Below are 21,871 nucleotides of genomic sequence, written 5' to 3' on the forward strand. Positions count from 1 at the left end.
CATCTATACTCTATTTTCAACAATAAAAAAACATGATCCCCAATTTGCAGGTATCATGTGTAGGTTATATAGAAGAAATAACTTGGTTTTTGCCATTCTTTTTTGCTTCGTAAAGAGCGAGATCCGCTAAATGAAATAATTCATTGAAACTCTGTATAGTACGCCTTGTATTATCACTGATTCCTACACTGATCGTGATCGGAATAGGTAACACATCTGAAGTAGAAGATAAGGATTCAATTTGATCAGCGAGTAAAGTAGCTTTTCTTTTCGCGTCTGCTAAAGAAATATCTTGCATCACTAAAACGAATTCATCTCCCCCGAAACGAGCCAACAAATCTTCTTTTCTTATTTGATTAATAGAAGTATGTGCAACAAATTTAATGGCTTCATCGCCAACTAGATGGCCATATGTGTCGTTGATTGCTTTTAAATTATCGATATCGAAAACAATACAAACTACGGACTTTTTAGTTATGGCTACTTCCGTCAGCCATGAATTAGTCGTTTCTTCTAAATACTTTCGATTGTAGACACCTGTCAAATAATCCAAGTTTTCGCTTGATACATTGGAAGAGTTTTGTAACCGTATTTGCAATTCAAGTGCTGCTTTTACTAGGCGACTGTCTTCGATTTCATGCAATAAATCAATATATTCCTTCTGAATGATTGCCAATTCATCAAAACTACAAAGATTTTCTGCTAATACAACTCGTCTTTGCTGGATATCTTTTAATGTAGAGTAATCTTTCAATCTTTCCTCGCGTTGTTTTGCTTTCGTGTAAAAGTGGAAAGCTTTTTCGGGCTCACCTATCAAATCATAGAATCTACCTTTTAAGATTTCAAGAAATGCTGTTTCGCGCCGATGAAGGTCCGAATCTGGTAACTGGTGTAAATAGTCAAGGCTTGTTTGAGCGAGATGAGGATTTTGAAGATTAATAGCAGATTCAATTACGTGAAGATGTGCTCGAATCAATAAAATTTCTCTGTTGACGTCCTTCATATTTGCAAAAGAAACGGCTAATTGTGCAGATTCTAGCGCTTGATTATACTGCTCTTTTTTATTGTGAAGAAGGCTTAGTTTAGTGTAGGCCATGCTGACATAAGAATAATCTTTACTCTCCATTGCAATGGAGAGCATGTCTTCCAATAACTTTTGCCCACTGTCATAGTCTAATGCGAAAGAACTGACAAAGTATTGTAAGTAATACGACCGCATATAATCGGATTTCTTACCGTACAAAACACATTGTGTGTGATGCTCTTCTATATGAAAGAGAACTTTTTCGAAATCACCAGTGTAATAATAGGAGATCGCAGAAATGTAATGCGCGGTTAACACAGCCTCATTATTTGAATATAAAAGACCTTTGTTTAATAGCTCACCTGCACGTTGAACGACTAACTCATAGCGTCCTTCGTTTCTTGCTTCATTAATTTTGCTATAAATTGCCGTTATCTCATTTTCCCTAGCCATAGCTGTTCTCCTCCGATATAGGAAGTATTAGTAATTTCTGTAGTTCTAATGTATGCGTTGTATTATTTTTGAATGTAATGCTATCATATCACGCCATGAATGAATGAACACATTTAAAAGTACTCATTTTACGAATATTCTATTGAATACATTAAAGACTATAGTTTTATATACCCTGTAAATTAAAAGTATAAACGTCCTACTTAAGAATATGAAGTAGGACGTTGAATTATACATTATATATTTCTTAGTTGGATTGGATTTGCTTGAATGCGGAAATAAAGTAATCAGGTTCTTCCTCAATTTCAAATGTAAAAACACCTTCATTTGTATGAAGATAAAATAATCCGGTGTGACCCGAGAAAGGGCGGTAGGATATATCAAAAACATGCTGTAGTGGGAAACTACGATCCGATGTTGTAATACGATCTTGAAACAAGCAAATTGTGTGATAAGACTTTTGGTGCGTTTGCTCTATGCGATCCACGACACGGTGAATGGAAATATAGCTAAGTGAAAGGATTAGCTGATCACTCGAGTTATTCATTAGACGACCTCCTATATCATCATTATCATAACACAGAATACTATGCTCATAAAAACGTTAGAGATACTATAGACCTAAACGATTCGATAGAACTAATCCTTACGTAAGTGACTGGTAAAACGAACTAACGCTAGCAGTAAAAGAAACGTTACAGCGCCTGCTGTATCTAAGTAAACATCTTGCATCGTCGCAGTGCGGCCTCCTGTAGTGTACTGGTGTAATTCATCAGCGCATGCTAAAACGAAGGTGAATAGAGCTGCTAATAATATACGAATCTTAGACTTAGGTAAGAGCCAATAAATAACTAAGGCCAAAAATCCAAATGTGAAGAAATGTGCAGCTTTACGAATTAAGAATTCTACAAAATGATAATATCCCCGCTCTTCAACAGAAATAGTTCTATTCCAATAGGAGAATTCCCACTTCGATAAAGTAGTTTTACCAGGCTCGCTTGGTAACCATTGTTGTAATGTGGAAACGAGCGATTGTTGTTCGTATGTCTGACTGGATGAGATCAACAGTCCGACTAAAATGCTGAGTAGTAGGAAAAGAGCCAGTAATTTTTTCATAATGGGATTGTATCATGAAAAGTATATTGTGATATAGGTGAACTAAAAATTTAATTTGTTATTCCACAGTTACAAGGATGTAACCTGAATGTAATATGCAAGGTGTACACTTTCTTAGTGCGGGCGATTCCACAATATGTACAATACATCCTTCATTTTCCATTACCAACCGAGGGAAAGTATGTTAATATTTTATTTGAATGGCTAGTAATCACTCTTTCCTTTTATATACTTTATTCATTTAGTAGTCTTCAGGATTATTTAATATGAAAGAGGGTATGAGAATAAGAGAGTGATTTTTATGCTGCTCTACAACCAACCAGCAATTACGCTCGTAATCAAACTAGAGGAGGAAATTATTTAATGAAATCACAATCAAAAAAGAAGTACAGTAAGTATCTAACAGGTGTAGCGTCAGCGGCATTGGTAGCATCAGCAGTGGCACCAGTTGTCAGTGCAGCAGACTTCAATGACGTGGTGGACACTAACTCACACAAGGAGGCAATTGACGCACTAGCAGCAACAGGTGTGATCAGTGGTTATCCGGATGGTTCATTCAAGCCTAATAAGACTTTAACTCGTTCCGACGTAGTAAAGTTAATGGGAAAATGGCTTGTATCAAAAGGTTATACAATTCCGACAGACTATAAAACAAATCCACGCTTCACAGATTTAACTTCTAAGTCGAATGACGAATTGTTGCAATCTGCAGCAATCGTAAAAGATAACGATGTATTTAGAGGATATGAAGATGGATCATTAGGCGCAGCTGGATCCATTACCCGTGAAAATATGGCGGTTGTATTGGTTCGTGCATTTGATTCAGTAAATAAAACGAGCTTATTAACATATGTGCAAGAACAAGAATTTGATAGAGATGTAGTAGATTTGAATAAGGCAAAAGCTGAAGCACGTACTGCAATCGATGTATTAGACTACTTCGACATTACAAACCCAATTGCACCAAACTTCAGACCAAAAGAAACTACAACACGCGCACAATTCGCTTCATTCCTGTACAAAACGATTCAAGTGGAAGTACCTGGAGAAGAACCAGAAGCTCCAGAAGTATCTGAAATTACATCGGTTACAGCAACTGATGAAATGCAACTTGAGCTAACAGGTAAGAATTTGCACATGTTGAAAGCAGAGCAGTTGAAAATTGAAGGAAATGAACTAGCTTCATTCAAAGCGAACGAAGACGGTACAAAAGCGACAATCGAACTAAAAAACGAACTTACGTCGGGTAAAGAAATGACTCTTGACTTGACGACTAAAGCCGAAGAAGAAGGCGAAGAAGATGTAGTGACTTCTTACAAGTTTACGTACGAGTTGACAGTTGAGAAAGTTACGGCTACTACGACTCAAGTGAAAGCTGGCGAGGCTGGTCAGAAGTTGATGTTCAACATTGACGGTAAACCTGCTGACATGAAGAAGTTGACGGATGCTGGTTACACGGTTGCGTACCAGTCTACTAAGCCGAGTGTATTCTCGGATCAGACGACTGGAACTTTGACTTCACTTGCTGTGGGTAATAACTTCTCTTATCAAGTTGTCATTACTGATAAAGATGGAAAAAAAGTCGAATCTGAATTAGTAGATGTTAAAGTAGTAGATTTCGGTGCTACATTTGCTGACATTACTGAAGTTGAAATTACGCAAGCGGGTACAATGGTAGGTAGTGGTAGAATTTCACTCGAAGATGGACAGACTGATGTTAAAGTAACAAAAGCCGTGACACTTAGCGGCGTAACAAAGACTAATCCTAATGCAACATACACATCTTCCAATCCAAGCGTGGCAACAGTCACTTCGGATGGTAAAGTGACGCCTATCAGCACTGGAGAAGTTACAATTGTAGCTAAAGTCGGTGATGTAACGAAAAACATTAAGCTTACAGTTGGTGTAGGTAAACGCATGGCGACTAGTGCTACACTTTCATCTACTGAATCTAAGTTACTCAAAGACTCTGAACAAGATATTACTGTAACAGTGAAAGATCAGTACAACGATCTTTTCAATGGTCAACTAACAGCAGAATCTAAAGACCCTGAAGTTGCAACTGCTACTGTGGGGACATCTGAAAATGGCGTTACAACAGTAAAAGTGAAAGCATTAAAAGCTGGATCTACGACTGTTCAAATTAAATCAGGTGAAACAGTTCTAGGTACTATTACTGTATCTGGATCTGAAGATAATGTAGTAGCTACTAGAAAACTTGAAACAATCACTGCAACTGATGATTTGACTATCGATGCAATTGAAGGTTCACAAGACGGAACAGTCAAACTAGCTTGGAATCAATACAATAGCCAAGGTTTCCTTATAGCTAAAGATTTAATTCCTATGGACGACTACACTGTAACGTCTTCTGATAGCTCCATCGCAACGGTTTCTAAGGATGGTAATGGTGTCATAACGGTTAAAGCTGTAAAGGCCGGTACAACTAATGTAGAAATTAAAGAAGGAAATATTTTAAGAGCGACAGCTACTATTACAGTAGATGATTCGACTCCAACTATTTCATCCGTAGTATTTGAAGATACTAAAGCTATTACTACCGAATCTGTTGATATGCAAGTATTAAAGCAAGAAGGCATTAAATTAACGTCAACTGAATTCACTCCGGGTATGGATGACGACGGTAAAATATTCATTACGAATAATAACAAGAAAATTACACTAGGCACAATTGCAAAAGACTATTCAGGTAGTGCTGACGATGTTACGGAATTAGAATTAGACGGTGGTCAACTTGGTGGTACTGTAAAAGCTGGTGCTCAAGGTACCCTAGTTGTAAGTGTGAAAAATGAAGGACAATCTACTCCGGTTGGTACAAAAACAATCGAAGTAAATGTCCCTGCAAGCAACTAATAGAATCTCAGCTACACGACAGCAAACTAGCAACATCCAGCCCTATTCCTTGATCAGATTCAAGGAATAGGGCTTTTTTACGTTTAGTTAGCTACTTATCGTGGGTACAGATAAAGTACAGACACACAGGGAGGAGTGAGGCTATGAATTGGTTAGAAGGTATTAATTTAACAACTTCATTAGTAGTGCTCATTATATTAGCTATTCCAGTCAGTATAGGGATTTTTCTATACTTTTTTGATCGAGGCCAGAAGCAGCACGCCATTTTACGTAACTATCCGATCTTAGGTAGAGTTCGCTACATATTTGAAAAGGCGGGTCCAGAGGTTAGGCAATACTTATTCAATGACGACAATAGCGGCAAGCCATTCAGCCGAGAAGAATACTTACACATGGTCATGCCGGGGAAGTACTTAAACAGTATCATTGGTTTTGGATCTAAACGAGACTACCAGGAACCTGGTCATTATATTCGTAACGCGATGTTCACGAAACAAAATGAGGAAATGCGTGTAGCTAATGATAATCTATTGAAAACTATGCGTTATGAAGTAGATACTGACAATTTATTCTCGCGTAAAGAGCATCGCGAAGAAGTGACGACATTGCCTTGGTTGTTACCTGAGGAAGATGCGATTATATTAGGACCGAATTGTGAGCATCCATTTGTCGTACGTAGCTTATTGGGGCAGTCGGGGATGAGTTATGGCGCACTCGGAGACCATGCAATTACTGCGCTATCTAAAGGTATCGGTATGGCCCAAGGTGCATGGATGAACACAGGTGAGGGTGGTGTGTCAGATCATCACTTAGTAGGTGGAGCAGATATTATTGCGCAGATTGGTTCGGGTTTATTTGGATTCCGTACAGAAGATGGTCAGTTTGATTTTGATAAAGTAAAAGAGAAAGCCCAAATACCACAGGTTAAAGCGTTTGAGATCAAGTTGGCTCAAGGAGCAAAAATGCGTGGAGGACACGTAGAAGGGGAGAAGGTTACAGAAGAAATTGCGGCTATACGAAATGTAGAACCTCATACTTCTATTAACAGCCCGAACCGTTTTAATCAGTTCCATGATTATCCAACATTGTTTTCGTTTATTGAGGACATCCGGCATGTCGGCGGTATTCCTGTAGGCATCAAAATAGTCATTGGTGGAAAGCAAGATGCTGAAGAGCTGGCATCGTATATGGCTGAGACTGGTATGGGTCCTGATTTTATCTCACTTGATGGAGCAGAAGGTGGATCAGGAGCTACGTATCAAGATTTAGCAGATAGTGTGGGCTTACCAATTCGTTCGTCTCTTGTCTTACTAGACGATGCGTTGCGTAAGTTTGATGTACGTGATCGAGTAAAAATCATTGCATCAGGAAAAATTATTACACCTGATAAAGCAGCAATTGCATTGGCTTTAGGTGCAGATTTGATACAAGTTGCACGTGGTTTCATGATTTCGGTAGGCTGCATTATGGCAGAACGATGCCATACGAATACATGTCCAGCGGGTGTCGCAACGACAGATCAAAGTTTACAGCGAGCACTTGTTGTAGAAGAAAAGAAATTCCGTGTAACCAATTATATTTTGACAATGAGAGAAGGATTATTCCGTGTGGCTGCAGCTGCAGGCTTAGATTCTCCAACAAAGTTTGAAAGACATCATGTAATCTATAAGGATGAGCAGGGGAAAATTCATTCCGTTGACTAAAAAAATGACCTGATGAACGTTCATCAGGTCGTTTTACTAATTATATTCTTCTGAAACTGTTGAATTTAGATTTCCAGTACGGATTATTCAGGCTGACGACTTCGGACTTCTTGCCACCAGCATGAACAAATTTATTGTTTCCGACATAGATTCCTACGTGGGAAATCCCTTTGCGGTAAGTGTTATGGAAGAATACTAGATCTCCAGGTTTTGGTGATTTAATTTTTGATGATTGTTTGAATTGCCCGGTTGTTGTTCTAGCTATAGACTTACCGTTCTTCTTGTATGAATATTGGATAAATCCACTGCAATCGAATCCTTTAGTTGTAGTGCCACCGAAACGGTATGGGATTCCGCGTAACTTCATGGCTGTTTTCACAACACCGGATCCTCCGCCTTTAGTAGAGGCAGCTGCTGCTACTGCTTTACCTGTAGATCTCTTTAATAGAGAACTTGAAACATATCCTTTTTTACCATTAATCTTTACTTTATACCACAATTGTTTACCTGCATATTTTTGATGTGTTAGTTGAACACGTGTACCTTTTTTTAATGTAAAGACTCTTCTATGTTTTGTTCCAGCATCTGCACGAACGTTTGCATTATGTACTGTTATGTATATACCGCTTTTAGCTGTCGCTTTACTTGCTGCATCGGCTGTCCCGCCAGTAAATCCGACGAACATGGCTGATGCTATTAAAATTGAAGATAAAAACTTTTTCATGAATGACTCTCCTCCGAAATAATAGATATCACTTTCTAGCTGCAAGTAATATCTTACACGACAGCTTAAGAGTGAAACATTACGTTCATATTAAGAAGAGATTACAAGAAACGTGTTTTGTAAACACAATGTAACAAAGTAAAAAGCCTTCCGTGGTAAAGAAAGGCTCAAGACAAATACGATTATCTTTTAGGGAAAGCAGAAGGATCTTCATCTTCAATTTGTTCGGATACTACAACATTCTCTTCTTCAGAGGTCAGGTCATTCGTTTGGATTGTATCGTCTCGATGGGTTGCTTGTAGAACCTCTGGTTGAGAAGGGTTTTGCAAAGGTTCATATCCGCCATATGACGGCTCAGACGCGGTATCCTCAGTGATGGGTTCTGTCGTTTTAGTATGATCAACGACAGGCTTAGAAGCACGGGGCGATAATCCGTCTGTATTGAAAGGCTCGTCTTTCGAATACACGCTGTAAGCCCACCCTTCATCTACATATAACATCATGCCACCGTGTTGAACTTCTTCGTAATAGCGATCTACTTGAATCGTATCCATTCCGATGCCATACATCATTTGTTTAATATGATTTTCTCCGGTTAAGAAGCTCATAAAGCGATCTGTCCATGTATCATATGCGGAGTACACATCTGCGCCCGTTCGACTACGTAGCATCGATACATCGGTTTCATTTTTAGCGATTACATAAATATTTTTGTCGATATAACCAATTTCTTTTAATTCTTCTATCTTACTTAGAAGGTCAGCATCTTTGTAATATACACCAATAAATGTCTTGCTTATAGGTTCATCCATTGTATAGCCTCCCTTTTATAGTGGGTGTATATAACATACCCACTTCGCGTTCTTCAAAAACCTGGCGAACGTTGGGAAAGGAAGGGAACGTAGATTACGGATATTTTACCAATAAAAAACGTCAATAAAGAGTCGGGAAACTCTTTACTAACGTTCACTTATTATTGTTCAATTTGTACTTTTTGCTGTCCAATTTCTTTTCCCGAACTGTCGTATGCTATGAATGTCGCATTCGGATTCAGCAGGAAGTCTTGGATTTCGTAACGTTTTTTATTTAACATATAAATACCTTGTCTTCTATGTGTGAGCTCATAATCTACATTACCATCTTTTGATGAGAAGCGGACGATTACTTTGTCGATAGGACCACAAGCCGTCAACAGTTCAGTATTCATTCGGATATCTTCATTTACTAGTCTTACGGATGGAGATTCGAAAATAGATGCACTCAATGAACAAGTATCGACCGGGATTCCACAGTTGATTTCTTGCAAGATGGATTGATAGACGAGTGGTAATTCAATGTTTTCTTTTATGTGAAAGTATTTTCCTCTGGTATCTCTAGCTATTGTTTCTAGTAGCTCGGTGTCTAAATTCTTTCCAAGTCCAATTGTATAGATTTTGATACCCAATTCTTTCGCTTTTTCTACTTCTGTCAAAATAGGTGCTTTAGAAGACTTGCCATCAGTTAATAGAATCAGTGTTTTAGGCTGACTGGTCAAGAATTTACTGAAAGCCATTTTTAATCCATTCGCAATACTCGTACCACCACTTTGTTTAACTCCTTTTAAAGAGTCCATAACGGGAGTAGGTGTTCCTTTCTCTAAAAACATACCACTAGTAGTGAAGTGAGTGGCAATATTTATATCCGCTTGTAGTGTCTCAATAAACTCTTTTGTTTCAGTCACGCGATATCGCTGAGGATCGTTACGTATCATACTGCCCGAAGAATCTATTAGAAAACCGATTTCAGGCTTTTGATTTGTACAGGTCCTATCTGTTGTTAGTGGCGGTGCATAAGAAACGGGTGCACTAAATCTTTTTTCTAGTATAGATTGCACGGCACTGTCAGTTACCGAAGAATTTGCTATCGCGGTAGCAATGATTTCATTCTTCACTAATGCAGTGGGAGTAATGAAAGAAGTCGTAGCCTGACCATTATGAAACCTTACGAAAGATGAATCAAAAGGAAGACTATATAAAGAATCTACTTTTAAATAGCCATTAAAATCCGTGATTACTGCACCACCCGGACGTGCTAGTGTAGCGGTAACGAAAGTTGTTCCTTTGTTACTGTTGACTCCATCAGTAATGTCTAACTGAATTTCCGCTCTGGGGACATACGTTATATTGGCAGTTGCAGTCGGAAGTGAGCAATTTCCTACTCTACTTACAGGTGTAATAGTGATTGTATCAACTTTTTCAGTTGTTGTACGAGGAGCAATCACTTTTACAGTTACTTCTGGGCCGTCAGAGAGTACATACTGATTCCAAGTCATTGCAGCGGCCGCCACAGAGGAAGCAGATTCAAGTGAAGCGATACTTTCCGCAAATTCGCGATCAGGATCATCTTCTGGCTCTTTAGGAAGATCGGGCTCTGGTTTAGGTTCGTTTTCAGGTTTTGGATCTGGCTTATTTATAGGTGGAGTGTTCGGATTAACTAGCTCAGGTATAGGAGGGTTTACTTCAATCCTCGCTCCTTCCCTAGAAGTTACTTCGAATTCCAATTCTTGTTCATAAGGAATGAGCTCTCCGTTACAATCACGAAAGGTAAATGTGATGAACGTTTCATCAATCCCATTAGCAGTTAATGTTGGTTTTTCTATATCTATTTCGACTTTCTGTTCGGGTTTGATTTCTGGTAGGGAAGGTTGAACTGGACGCTCGAATTCTATTTCATCTTCCTCTACAAACTTCGGAGGTTTTGCATATTGTGCATGATCCTTACCGGTTGCACTAGATGACAAGCCTTGAATATGACGACCTATACTTTTAGACATTTGGTGCATGATATGAACTGCTTCAGCACGTGTAAGACTTCTATTTGGTGCAAAGTCCTGATAATCATTTTTACCTGTCAATCCATTGGCCAGATCATGCGTGTAAAGATAGTAGACCGCTTCCTGTGCATACAGATCTTTCCCATGATATGCAGCAAAAACCTTTGCTGCGTGCGCTCGTTGTACAGCCGAGTTTCTGGCAGAACCACTGTTGAGTCCGCGCAGCGGCAGGTGATGTTTAGCTAAATACCGGTAATTTCCCATCGTTTTATATTCCCCTTTCTTTACAGGGAATGAGTTGGGGGAGTTGAGATCAAAGCGCACAAGCATCGTGACAAGTTGAGCTTCGGTAATCGGTTGTTCGGGCTTGAATGTTCCATTTGGATAACCGGATGTTATGCCGACGTCAGCTGCCCATTGAATCGCATCTTTAGCCCAGTAGCGATCATGCACGTCTGTAAAAGAAGTGTTAGCGGAAACTCGTAGTGGAGAAAGGGCGCATAATATAAATACTAAACACCAGACATACGTATTGCGTGCATTCAATACAGTGGACCTCCCTTCTTATTGGAAAAAGATATCATCACGATAGTTTTGTTTTAAGTCATTCTCTAAAAAGTCAAGGAAGCGAGAAGTTAACAATGCTGCCTGTGCTCTGGTCAATGGTTGCTTCGGATTGAAATAATTTTGTTCATTACCTTTTACCAATCCAAGTTCTGTTGCTACATAGACGCTATCTTTAGCCCATGCGGAGATCTTATAGTCATCCACGTAATGTGTTCTAAAGCCTGGGCTTGGTGCACGTCCTTCCATTCCGAGCGCTCGAACGAGAATAGCGATGGCTTGTACACGTGTAATCGGGCTGTCAGGCTCAAATAAATCTGGTGTCACTCCGTTAATAATTCCTTGCGCTACTGCACTTTCGATATACATATAGTCAGGATCTTTTACGGAAAGATCTGTAAATATAGGAACACGGGGCACTCTACTTTTCTTTGGTTCTTCTAGAACACGTAGGTCCACCGCCTTTAAAATGCCAATGGTATATTGATAGCGCTGCATAGGTGTGTTTGGAGAGAAAAATTGAGAATTCTCATCGAAAATACCAAGTGAATATAGTTTTTCAATTGAATCTTTTGCTTGATGCCGACCAAGATCACGAAACTTGGGTACGATCAAGCGCTCTACCAATGGTAAATTCTTTTTCTGCAATTCTAGTTTCCCTTTACCTGCGCCAAAAGGAATATTATACGTATATTCGCTTACCATATCAGAAGAGCTGATTACGGAATGACCACCTGCAAAGCTTGCTAAGGTAGGGTCGAATGGTTCGTATACCATGATTCGAGATTTGCTATCAGAAGCTTTGCTTGTAATGAAAGCAGAACCTTTAGGTGTAACAATTTCCGAATCCATCAACTGTGTTTCAGTAGCACCCCAGAAATTTTTATAGCCCATATTACGTCCATTTAAATGAACGGTAATGATATCTTCTGCTTTTGTTGAACCATCAACATATTTATAGATTTTCCGGCCAACCATATTGCCTGAATAAAAAGTAGAAGCAGGTAGATTATCCGCGACCATTCCTTCCGAATACTGATAGTCAGCGAGTGTATACGTATCTTTACCGAATGTGACTTTCTCAGAATAGCTTTTGACCTCAAATTGAGAGGTAGTTTGGCCTTTACTTTCGTGCTCATTGACGTTGGCAACATAGTTTACGCTTCGTGTAAGTTTAGCATCTTTATACGTTGGATGATCTTGATCACCAGTCAACGTGAAGCGGTACGTTCGAGTAAGAGTATTTTTATTTTCTTTTTCTGTTGTGACTGCTTTTCCTGAAAATATAACAGGTTCACCTGTCAGAAAAAACACCTCGCTATACTCGTATTCATTCATCACACCGCCATTGACGTCAATTGGACTTGCCGAAGCAGGAGAGGTGTTCAGTGAAACTGTAAGTAGAATTATAGTGAATAGAATACTTGTACGTACTTTTGTGAAACACTTCATTTGTATGACTCCCTCTTTTAGGCAGTGAGAGGATTGTCTCACTGCCTGATTTTAATCAACTAAAATGATGGCTGCTTTTAGAATATTCTCAGCAACTATAAATAATCTATCGTTAATTTCTAAATCACTTGGTTGGATCACTGCACCGTCTTTAATGAAGGTAGCTTGTTGGATATCCATTTTATTTATATTACCTTGTGTATTCCAAGCACTTTTTGTCCATTTACTAACATTCCGTACATCGATACTAGTATGAATCGCCTTGTCGCTAGGGGTAGAATGTAGCTTAGATAGACGACCCACTAATGTAATATTGGCAGGTGCCTTACTACCTTGTATTACATGAATAGCAGAAACTTCTTTATCTGATACATAGAAGTATCCATAATCATCAGTGTAGAAGCGTAAATCCATTTGAGGAACAAAAGTAATGAGTTTCTTGGAAAGCTCTTGCACTGCATACGTTTCATTATGGAAATCCAGATCCTGTTCTTTAATAGAAGACCACACGTTATTCTTTAGTTCAGACGCATTTGACAGACGGAATGTATAGCCAAGTACTCCCGAGATTTTACCGAAGTAAATGGATTGATCAGATAAATTCGGACTGTCCAACCCATCATTGCTAATATGTATAATATTTGCGTACTGTGTTTTGATCGGACCCGATGCTGCGACAAAGGCTGTGCCATAAGCGCCTAAAGATTCTGGTGAGACTAACCGGCCGTTGCGGATCAGAATGGAACCACCGTGATAGCGGAACCGCTGTGAATCCATCAGACTAATTTCTTTTGTTTTTCCATTAAAGCTTTTCAGTGGTTCGTAAAAAGTACGTTCTGCATTTTTTTGTATAATGATGCGTTCTACTTGTTCTTTGCCATGTTTATTTACAGTTGCCAGATAGACTTTTAAGTTTGCGTATTTGCGCAACTGATTGTGGGGAACTGGTTTATTTTCAAAGTAAATAGGCGTTTTAGCTGAGTAGTAATAGCTGGACGTGCTATTCGCATGGTTTTCATACCAGTGCCAGTTTAAGAATTTTGTCTCATCACGCAAAATGATTTTGCGATTGATTGGATCGATTCGGTGAAGAGTTCCTTTATATACGCCAGCTACTTGAACACCGGGTTCTAAAATTTCTAACAGTGTAATGTAGTTGGAATTATAGACGGAGAACTTAATGTTGACACGATCTCCTTCATATAAAGAGCTACTAGTTGTACGTTTACCTTTTTTAAAAAATTGAGTATCTGAATTAATATAGACATTTTTTACACGTCCATCATCTAATGTAATGGTTAGACCTTTTCTGTTTCGGTCCATATACGTGACCATACCGCTATAGGCTTTACCGTTAGGCTCAATGACTGCTCCTGGCGTAGTTGTTTTACCGTGCAGTGTTTTTAAGTAGCGGTTTTGTACGTCGGCTTCTATTTTCATACCTAACTTAAACGCATCGATTTTAACGGCAATAGTGTCTACGGATAATCTTGTGTACCGGTCAATTGAATAAGTTGCAGTATGTCCTGCATCATTTTTGATTGTAATACTGCGTAATTCTTTCTTAGTAGTATCTTGCTCTACTACTTCATCATAGTTGGCCTTAACAAATGTGCCGGTAATCCGTGCGCTTGCTTCTGCTAAGTTTGCGGCACCCAAGAGACATCCGATGATGATCACTATGCTCCATGTATAAATAGCAAACCATTTCTTAATCATTACTTGTTCCACCTCCGAGTAGTATTATACAAATTCTATATCGGTCAATTAAAATAGAAGTAAAGAAAAAGACTCACATTCGATTATAGTCCCTTTGTTATGTAACTGTTTGAAAGTACGTTGCCTATTATCGAATTCTTTGTCAAGGTTTTACAGATATGATAGGATACGAAATATAGTGAACAAAAGAAAGGGTCGGTTTATCATGAAAAAAAGACAGATACTAGCTCCGCTTAGTCTATCACTTCTACTATTAGGAGCATGTAACGCAGATACTGAAAATGAAACAGATGTGGACAAAGAACAAACCGAACCCACTGAAAATGTTGTGAAAGAACCTGTAGATAAATCTGATACAACAACTTCTAATGATGAGTTAAAAGAAGAGTTTGAAAAAGAAGAAGGCGTATCGGAAGTAAGTTTGATCATTACTGAAGATGCAGGTGGTTTCGTCTTACTAGACTTTGAAGTGACAGAGGACATGAAAAAAGAAGAAGCTGAGAAAATTAGTAAAAGGTACTACGAACGTCTTGAAAAAGAGTATCCGAAACATAGTATTGATATCCAAGCACGTAAAAGTGGAGAAACATTCGTACAAGAAACAAAAGAAGTCAAATAATGAACGTAGAAATACCGTCCTGTCAAAGGGCGGTATTTTTATCGTTACATCGTATAGTTTTGATGTGTGCTTTGCATCAAATGATGGTAAATTTAAAATGTAGTAAGTAAATTAGGAAGTAATCATTGTCATGATGGGTTGGACACGAATCATTGCGATATACTAATTAAAATCCATAGAGAGTGGGGAATTCATTGGGGAAAAAGACAGCGATAGTGCATTCAGCTATAGAGGTATTTCAAGAGCAAGGAATTGAGAAAACAAAAATCTCTGATATCGTCAAGCGTGCAGGAATCGCACAAGGGACGTTTTATTTATACTTTCCTTCAAAATTATCTCTTATGCCTGCAATTGCGGAAGTGATGGTCATGAAAACAATTGAAATTGTAAAACTAACGGTTGATGATGAAGCTGCGTATCCGCAACAGTTTGAACAAATGGTAGATGCAATCTTTAAAGTGAACAAAGAGTATTATGAAATATTGGCCGTCATTTATTCAGGGCTAGCTTCGACAGAACATATTCGCGAGTGGGAATCTGTCTACGCGCCATTTTATGAATGGATTAGCGAAAAACTTGAAGCTGCCAAAACAGCAGGGGCGGTTCGTCAATCGATCAAACCTGAACGGACAGCAAAAATTATTATTGGGCTCATTGAATCAGCGGCCGAGCAAGTATTCCTTTATGCTCAACATGATGAAAGTGAAGCAGATCGACAGAAAGAAGAAGTTTTGGATTTTATGTCTCATGCACTGCAATCTCAAACAACGAAAGGTTAACATAGCAAATTGTTAACCTTTATGATAAAATGAATGATAGTCAGTCATAATGAATGAGGAACGAAATTGGAGCGGATCGTATGAATAAAGCATGGCTATATGTCGCATTAACCAGCTTTTTTGAGTTAGTGTGGATTTTTGGATTTAACACAGCAACTCACTGGTGGCACTGGATATTTATCATAGGTTTTATATTTGTGGATTTTCATTACCTTACCAAAGCTTGCGAGAGTCTACCGACGGGAACGGTCTATGCAATATTTGCTGGAATCGGAACGGTAGGTACATCGTTAATGGATGTCATGTTCTTTGGTGAACATATTAGTATAGGCAAAATCTTTTTCATCTTCCTTCTAGTGATTGGAGTAGCAGGATTAAAGATTGCGGACGGACAGGATGAAAAGAAAGCGCTGGAGGGAGTGAAGAACGATGGGTTGGATTCTAGTATTCTTGGCAGCTCTAAGTGAGTTTGCCGGTGTCATAGGGTTGAAGAAATTTAGTGAGAAAAAGACCTGGGTTAACGGTTTGCTATATTACGGAGGATTCGGTACCGCGTTCTTCTTTCTATATAACTCCTTTAAGTACTTGCAGGTGAGTACAGCGTATGCTGTATGGATTGGTATAGGTACGGCTGGGGCTGTACTGATCAATATGTTATTCTTCGGTGAATCGAAGAGTACAGGTAGAGTAGTGAGCCTTATACTCATCGTCATTGGTGTAGTTGGACTCAAAGCATTATCATAAAATGCAACATCTTTAATTGATGGAGAAATACTTATGGAATGGAAAACGGACATGCCTATGGAGAAAGGGCATGTCCGTTTTATTGTATCCGAAAGATCAGCTACTGAGTTTTATCGATTCCAAGGCACGTTTACGTATCTCGCGTTCTAACAGTTGAATGAACTCCAGACTTAGTTGATATTTTTGAGCCTGTTGATAGGAATAGAGCAACAATTGATCCGATAAATGTGGCACAGTAGAACCGCCTCCTTTAGGATGAATAGATTGTAATCAGTCTGCATGCTTCTCTCTAGATGTTATCTCTTACTTTACCAAAAGAATCTGGAAAGAACAAGCGTTCGAATTGTCCACAATGCTGGTGGGTAAGCTGTGGGTAATATGTGAATGGTATACAGAAACTGCCAAGATATGCGGTGGATAATGTGTATAGAGTTATGAACAAAATATAAATGTCGAATACTGTCGAGCGAAACTTGTCATAGAATGACTCGTACTCTATATATTGACTGAATACATATCGTTTTCTTGAACAGGATTTTTCATCTGCACTAATTGATATGTAAGTAGAGGAGAAAGTTGTAATAAATCAAAACGGAAAATCTAGTCCATTCATATAAAAAATGAATCTAGACAGAATGTTTAATAAAGCTTCTATCTTCGCCTTCTATCTATGTAGTGAGGATATGATCTTTGTTTTTCATTACTTAATGAAAGAAATGGAGTCAAAAGCAAAAATAATTTTTATGTATTTCGATATGCAATATATCGCTGTATGTCGCGCGTGTAAGCGTATTCAGATGTTTTAAATTAGTCACAATTGGCGAAAAACTTTAAAAATACGGTTGACCTTTATTCGTTTACAAGATATGATTACAGCAATCTAGTTCATAGCGGTGAACAATTCACTAGCTGTTCAGAATATTCAACTGAATGCAATTAATGTAATTAGCAATTGATTCGTTCAATTAGTTTAGGAGAGATTGCAAATGAGAAGTGACATGATTAAAAAAGGAATCGATCGTGCACCACACCGTAGCTTACTATATGCAGCTGGTGTTAAAACGAAAGATATGAATAAACCATTTATTGGAGTGTGTAACTCCTATATAGATATCATCCCAGGACATATGCATTTGAACAAGTTCGCCGAAGTAGTTAAAGAAGCGATTTGGGAAGCGGGCGGCGTGCCGTTCGAATTTAACACTATTGGTGTAGATGACGGAATTGCAATGGGGCATATCGGTATGCGTTATTCATTGCCGAGTCGTGAGTTAATAGCAGACTCAGCAGAAACAGTTATTAATGCGCACTGGTTTGACGGAGTCTTCTATATACCAAACTGTGACAAAATCACACCAGGTATGCTGATGGCCGCTGTTCGAACAAACGTCCCTTCGGTATTCGTTTCCGGTGGGCCGATGGAAGCAGGCGTTTCCGCAACAGGCGATGTCCTTTCATTAACATCTGTGTTTGAAGGTGTGGGAGCTTACAAAAGCGGTAAGATGTCGGCTGAAACATTACTCGACATTGAACAGAATGCTTGTCCTTCATGCGGATCCTGTTCGGGAATGTTCACAGCGAACTCCATGAACTCATTAATGGAAATGCTCGGTATGGCTCTTCCAGGAAATGCGACAATTCTTGCTACATCCGATGATCGTCATCGACTCATCAAAGATGCAGCGAAACATTTAATGAATTGTATCGAAAAAGATATTAAACCGCGTGACATCATTACGAAAGAAACAATCGACGATGCATTTGCACTTGATATGGCAATGGGTGGTTCGACTAATACAGTCCTTCACACATTGGCGATCGCTCACGAAGCAGAAATTGATTACAATATTGAAGACGTTAACGAGGTAGCAAAACGAGTACCATACTTAGCTAAAATCATGCCAGCGTCTGATTATTCAATGGATGACATTGAAAAATCCGGCGGTGTGAGCGCAATTATCAATGAATTGTGTAAAATTGATGGTGCGATGCACAATGATCGAATGACCATCACAGGCAAGACGATTGCAGAAGATGTCGCAGGTCATGAGATTACAAATACAGATGTCATACGAACGAAAGATAATCCATATAGTCCAGTAGGTGGCTTGTCCATTCTGTTTGGTAATATCGCACCTGAAGGTTCTGTTATTAAAGTAGGTGCAGTTGATCCTTCTATCAAGGAGTTCAGAGGAGAAGCAATTGTCTTTAACTCACAGGAAGAAGCCCAAGAAAATATTGATAATGACACAGTAAAAGCAGGCCACGTCGTTGTCATTCGATATGAAGGACCTAAAGGTGGACCGGGAATGCCAGAAATGCTGGCACCGACCTCTGCAATTATGGGGAAAGGGCTTGGTAAGGAAGTTGCTTTAATTACCGACGGTCGTTTCTCTGGGGCATCACGAGGTATATCCATTGGCCATATCTCACCAGAAGCAGCATCCGGTGGACCGATTTCGCTTGTAGAGAATGGAGATATTATCGAAATTGATCTAACAAACCGTACGATCGAACTGATGGTATCCGATGAAGTTCTTGCAGAGCGCCGTCATGCACTGGAACCATTCGAACCTAAAATTAAAAAAGGATATCTTGCTAGATATTCTCAACTAGTCACTTCAGCCAGTACTGGTGGAGTCATGAAAATTTAATATACAAAACGTTGATGAGGTTAAAGTAGATAGAGAATGTATTCACAGAGAGCCGGCGGTGCTGCGAGCCGGTAATACAGCTATTTGCGACATCCCCTCGGAGTGGATTGCTAAAAGGTATACCGACTAGGCAGTCTCGGGCTCGATATTCGGGCTCGTTAGCAATGAGAAAGTACGGCTTTGGCTTGCTTTTTCGTAAGGTGACAAACGTCACGAACTAGGGTGGTACCATGAAAGCTTTTTCATCCCTATGTAAAGAGAGTAGATTTCTTTGCGTGGGATGAGAAGGTTTTTTTTTAGGGGAAAACGTCATTGGCTACTATATATGGATGAAAATTGTAAGGAGGAGTTCAGTATGAGTGCTAAAGTACAAGAAAAACAGACTGTATCTATGCCAAAGGAGCAAGCTGTAAATAAACTTGCGGATGGTTCTGCAATCTTGATTCAATCGCTTAAAGAACAGAACGTTGAAATCATCTTTGGATATCCTGGAGGGGCAGTTCTTCCAATCTATGATGCGCTATATAACGACCCAATACCACATGTTTTAGCACGACATGAGCAAGGAGCAATCCACGCAGCAGAAGGATATGCGAGAGTGTCGGGGAAAACAGGAGTGGTCATCGCCACATCAGGTCCTGGTGCAACGAACTTAGTAACGGGAATTACAGACGCCATGATGGACTCACTTCCATTAGTCGTTATTACAGGCCAAGTAGCAAGTACCGTTATCGGATCGGATGCATTTCAGGAAGCGGATATCATTGGGATCACTCAACCTATTACAAAACATAACTATCAAGTACAAAATGTAGCGGACATTCCACGTATTTTGCGTGAAGCTTTCCATATTGCTTCTACCGGACGGCCAGGACCAGTTGTTGTCGACGTGCCTAAAAATGTCGCAACTGATATCTTCGTACCTGTCGAAAAAGAGAGTAAAGAAGTGAATTTGCCTGGTTATCAGCCAACTACTACACCCAATTATCTGCAAATTCAAAAAGCTTCAAAAGCGATCTCTGGAGCGAAAAAGCCTATGATCCTTGCCGGTGCGGGTGTACTTCATGCAAGTGGAACAGCCGAGCTGAAAGAGCTTGTCGAAACACATCGTATTCCAATCGTCAATACCTTACTTGGCTTGGGTTCGATCCACGGAGAACATGAATTATTCTACGGAATGGCTGGCATGCACGGTACGGCAACAGCTAACTATGCATTAAGCGAATGTGATTTACTGCTTAATGTGGGTGCCCGTTTTGATGACCGTCTAACAGGTAACTTGGATGCATTCTTACCGAATGCACGTGTTATTCATATTGACATCGATCCGGCAGAGATTGGTAAAAACGTGGTTACTGAAATTCCGATTGTATCGGATGCAAAAGAAGCGTTAACGGCATTGTTGAAGGCAGATTTTAAATCGCCGGATACAACAGAATGGGTAGGCTATTTGAATGGCTTAGCAGAACAATATCCACTTTGGTATCAAAAGGATGAGGAAGCTTTATTGCCTCAACAAGCACTCGAGATCATACATCGGATTACAAACGGCGATGCAATCGTTACGACAGATGTTGGACAGCACCAAATGTGGACCGCTCAATATTACCGTTTCAATAATCCAGACAATTGGGTAACATCAGGCGGGTTAGGAACAATGGGCTTTGGTTTCCCAGCAGCAATCGGTGCACAACTAGCAAAACCGAAAGCGCGTGTAATTGCAGTTGTGGGAGACGCAGGTTTCCAAATGACAGCACAAGAGCTATCACTTCTTCAAGAAATGCGTATTCCTGTAAAAGTCATCATTTTAAATAACGGAGCACTAGGTATGGTACGTCAGTGGCAAGAGACCTTCTATGAAGAGCGTTATTCGCAGTCACTAGTTCCTGTACAGCCAGACTTTATTAAATTGGCGGAAGCATACGATCTAAAAGGATATCGTATCCACAATTTGGAAGAGGCTGAAAAGGTATTTGCAGAAGCGCTATTATCTGACGAGCCGGTCTTGATCGATTGCCGAGTGAAACAAAAAGAAAATGTCTATCCAATGGTTGCTCCAGGTAAAGGATTACAAGACATGATTGGAGTGAGTCCTCAGTGAAACGAATTATTACAGTAACAGTAATTAATCAGAGCGGGGTATTAAACCGTGTAACGGGACTGCTGATGAAGCGTCAATTCAATATTGAAAGTATTACCGTTGGTGCTACGGAACAGCCGAATAGATCCAAGATGACATTCCAAGTTCACGTAGAAGATGAAAACAAAATCGAACAACTTGTAAAACAGCTGCAGAAGCAGATTGATGTTATTACAGTGAAAGATATAACAGACAAAGCGATCGTGTTACGTGAGTTAGCTTTAGTAAAGGTCATCTCACCACCACAGATTCGCTCTGAAATGAACAGTATTGTGGAACCTTTCCGTCCAACTATAGTTGATTCCGGAAAGAATGTAGTAACTTACCAAGTAACGGGTGACCCAGATAAAATCGAAGCGTTTATCGATTTGCTGAAACCATATGGCATCAAAGAATTAACACGAACTGGCGCAACCGGCTTTGCCCGTGATATGCAAAAAGTTCAAGCACCACAGTTGTCTATTTTAAAGCAGTAACACACACACACTTAGGGG

The 21,871-nt window shown here is 39.5% G+C and carries 18 protein-coding genes; 9 read left to right on the forward strand and 9 right to left on the reverse strand.

Features of this window, described 5'->3' with window-relative positions:
* Positions 1-64: 64 nt before the first annotated feature.
* The 3 genes from SporoP17a_RS13270 to SporoP17a_RS13280 all read right to left on the reverse strand — a co-directional run bounded on the left by SporoP17a_RS13270 (position 65) and on the right by SporoP17a_RS13280 (position 2,593).
* Complete coding sequence (locus SporoP17a_RS13270; RefSeq protein ID WP_083035119.1) at positions 65-1,477, reverse strand: GGDEF domain-containing protein; 1,413 nt, start codon at positions 1,475-1,477, stop codon at positions 65-67.
* 247 nt (positions 1,478-1,724) lie between these two features.
* Positions 1,725-2,024 carry a hypothetical protein gene (locus SporoP17a_RS13275; RefSeq protein ID WP_083035120.1) on the reverse strand — a complete coding sequence of 100 codons (300 nt, stop codon included), beginning with the start codon at positions 2,022-2,024 and terminating at the stop codon, positions 1,725-1,727.
* Between the two features lie 92 nt (positions 2,025-2,116).
* Positions 2,117-2,593, reverse strand: a complete 477-nt coding sequence (locus tag SporoP17a_RS13280; RefSeq protein ID WP_083035121.1) for a VanZ family protein — start codon at positions 2,591-2,593, stop codon at positions 2,117-2,119.
* A 363-nt stretch (positions 2,594-2,956) separates the two neighbouring features.
* On the opposite strand from SporoP17a_RS13280, the gene SporoP17a_RS13285 reads away from it, so the two are divergent.
* Both SporoP17a_RS13285 and SporoP17a_RS13290 read left to right on the forward strand, forming a co-directional pair.
* A complete protein-coding gene (locus tag SporoP17a_RS13285) occupies positions 2,957-5,467 on the forward strand; it encodes an S-layer homology domain-containing protein (protein WP_083035122.1) in 2,511 nt (836 codons plus the stop codon).
* A gap of 143 nt (positions 5,468-5,610) precedes the next feature.
* The gene (locus tag SporoP17a_RS13290) at positions 5,611-7,170 is read left to right on the forward strand and encodes an FMN-binding glutamate synthase family protein (RefSeq protein WP_083035123.1); all 1,560 of its coding nucleotides are present in this window, start codon (positions 5,611-5,613) and stop codon (positions 7,168-7,170) included.
* A gap of 40 nt (positions 7,171-7,210) precedes the next feature.
* Here the strand turns inward: SporoP17a_RS13290 and SporoP17a_RS13295 are convergent, their stop codons facing one another.
* From SporoP17a_RS13295 to SporoP17a_RS13315, 5 genes are all read right to left on the reverse strand, one after another.
* Positions 7,211-7,894, reverse strand: a complete 684-nt coding sequence (locus SporoP17a_RS13295; RefSeq protein ID WP_083035124.1) for a C40 family peptidase — start codon at positions 7,892-7,894, stop codon at positions 7,211-7,213.
* Between the two features lie 182 nt (positions 7,895-8,076).
* Positions 8,077-8,706, reverse strand: a complete 630-nt coding sequence (locus SporoP17a_RS13300; protein WP_083035125.1) for a YflT domain-containing protein — start codon at positions 8,704-8,706, stop codon at positions 8,077-8,079.
* Positions 8,707-8,867: 161 nt separating this feature from the next.
* A complete protein-coding gene (locus tag SporoP17a_RS13305) occupies positions 8,868-11,252 on the reverse strand; it encodes an S-layer homology domain-containing protein (protein ID WP_083035126.1) in 2,385 nt (794 codons plus the stop codon).
* 18 nt (positions 11,253-11,270) lie between these two features.
* Positions 11,271-12,722, reverse strand: a complete 1,452-nt coding sequence (locus SporoP17a_RS13310; protein ID WP_083035127.1) for an S-layer homology domain-containing protein — start codon at positions 12,720-12,722, stop codon at positions 11,271-11,273.
* Positions 12,723-12,773: 51 nt separating this feature from the next.
* The gene (locus SporoP17a_RS13315) at positions 12,774-14,441 is read right to left on the reverse strand and encodes a hypothetical protein (protein ID WP_083035128.1); all 1,668 of its coding nucleotides are present in this window, start codon (positions 14,439-14,441) and stop codon (positions 12,774-12,776) included.
* Between the two features lie 205 nt (positions 14,442-14,646).
* On the opposite strand from SporoP17a_RS13315, the gene SporoP17a_RS13320 reads away from it, so the two are divergent.
* The 4 genes from SporoP17a_RS13320 to SporoP17a_RS13335 all read left to right on the forward strand — a co-directional run bounded on the left by SporoP17a_RS13320 (position 14,647) and on the right by SporoP17a_RS13335 (position 16,583).
* On the forward strand, positions 14,647-15,060 hold the full coding sequence (locus SporoP17a_RS13320) for a cation transporter dimerization domain-containing protein (protein WP_083035129.1): 414 nt from the start codon (positions 14,647-14,649) through the stop codon (positions 15,058-15,060).
* A 194-nt stretch (positions 15,061-15,254) separates the two neighbouring features.
* Positions 15,255-15,839, forward strand: coding sequence for a TetR/AcrR family transcriptional regulator (locus SporoP17a_RS13325; RefSeq protein WP_083035130.1), 585 nt, complete (start codon positions 15,255-15,257; stop codon positions 15,837-15,839).
* A gap of 80 nt (positions 15,840-15,919) precedes the next feature.
* Positions 15,920-16,306, forward strand: coding sequence for a DMT family transporter (locus SporoP17a_RS13330; RefSeq protein ID WP_083035131.1), 387 nt, complete (start codon positions 15,920-15,922; stop codon positions 16,304-16,306).
* The gene (locus tag SporoP17a_RS13335) at positions 16,269-16,583 is read left to right on the forward strand and encodes a DMT family transporter (RefSeq protein WP_083035132.1); all 315 of its coding nucleotides are present in this window, start codon (positions 16,269-16,271) and stop codon (positions 16,581-16,583) included. Before SporoP17a_RS13330 ends, SporoP17a_RS13335 begins: the two co-directional genes overlap by 38 nt.
* Before the next feature lie 96 nt (positions 16,584-16,679).
* Here SporoP17a_RS13335 and sda read toward each other — a convergent pair whose 3' ends face one another.
* Positions 16,680-16,817 carry a sporulation histidine kinase inhibitor Sda gene (gene sda, locus SporoP17a_RS13340; protein ID WP_099638628.1) on the reverse strand — a complete coding sequence of 46 codons (138 nt, stop codon included), beginning with the start codon at positions 16,815-16,817 and terminating at the stop codon, positions 16,680-16,682.
* 752 nt (positions 16,818-17,569) lie between these two features.
* On the opposite strand from sda, the gene ilvD reads away from it, so the two are divergent.
* From ilvD to ilvN, 3 genes are all read left to right on the forward strand, one after another.
* Positions 17,570-19,237 (forward strand): dihydroxy-acid dehydratase, encoded by a 1,668-nt coding sequence (gene ilvD / locus SporoP17a_RS13345; protein ID WP_083035134.1) that lies wholly within the window; start codon positions 17,570-17,572, stop codon positions 19,235-19,237.
* A 355-nt stretch (positions 19,238-19,592) separates the two neighbouring features.
* Positions 19,593-21,338: a biosynthetic-type acetolactate synthase large subunit gene (ilvB, locus tag SporoP17a_RS13350; RefSeq protein WP_083035135.1), complete on the forward strand. Its 1,746-nt coding sequence runs from the start codon at positions 19,593-19,595 to the stop codon at positions 21,336-21,338.
* On the forward strand, positions 21,335-21,853 hold the full coding sequence (gene ilvN, locus SporoP17a_RS13355) for an acetolactate synthase small subunit (RefSeq protein ID WP_083035136.1): 519 nt from the start codon (positions 21,335-21,337) through the stop codon (positions 21,851-21,853). The genes ilvB and ilvN overlap by 4 nt, the downstream gene beginning before the upstream one ends.
* The last annotated feature ends 18 nt before the right edge of the window (positions 21,854-21,871 follow it).

Origin of the sequence: Sporosarcina ureae, assembly GCF_002082015.1 — a bacterium.
Classification (GTDB): Bacteria; Bacillota; Bacilli; order Bacillales_A; family Planococcaceae; genus Sporosarcina; species Sporosarcina ureae_A.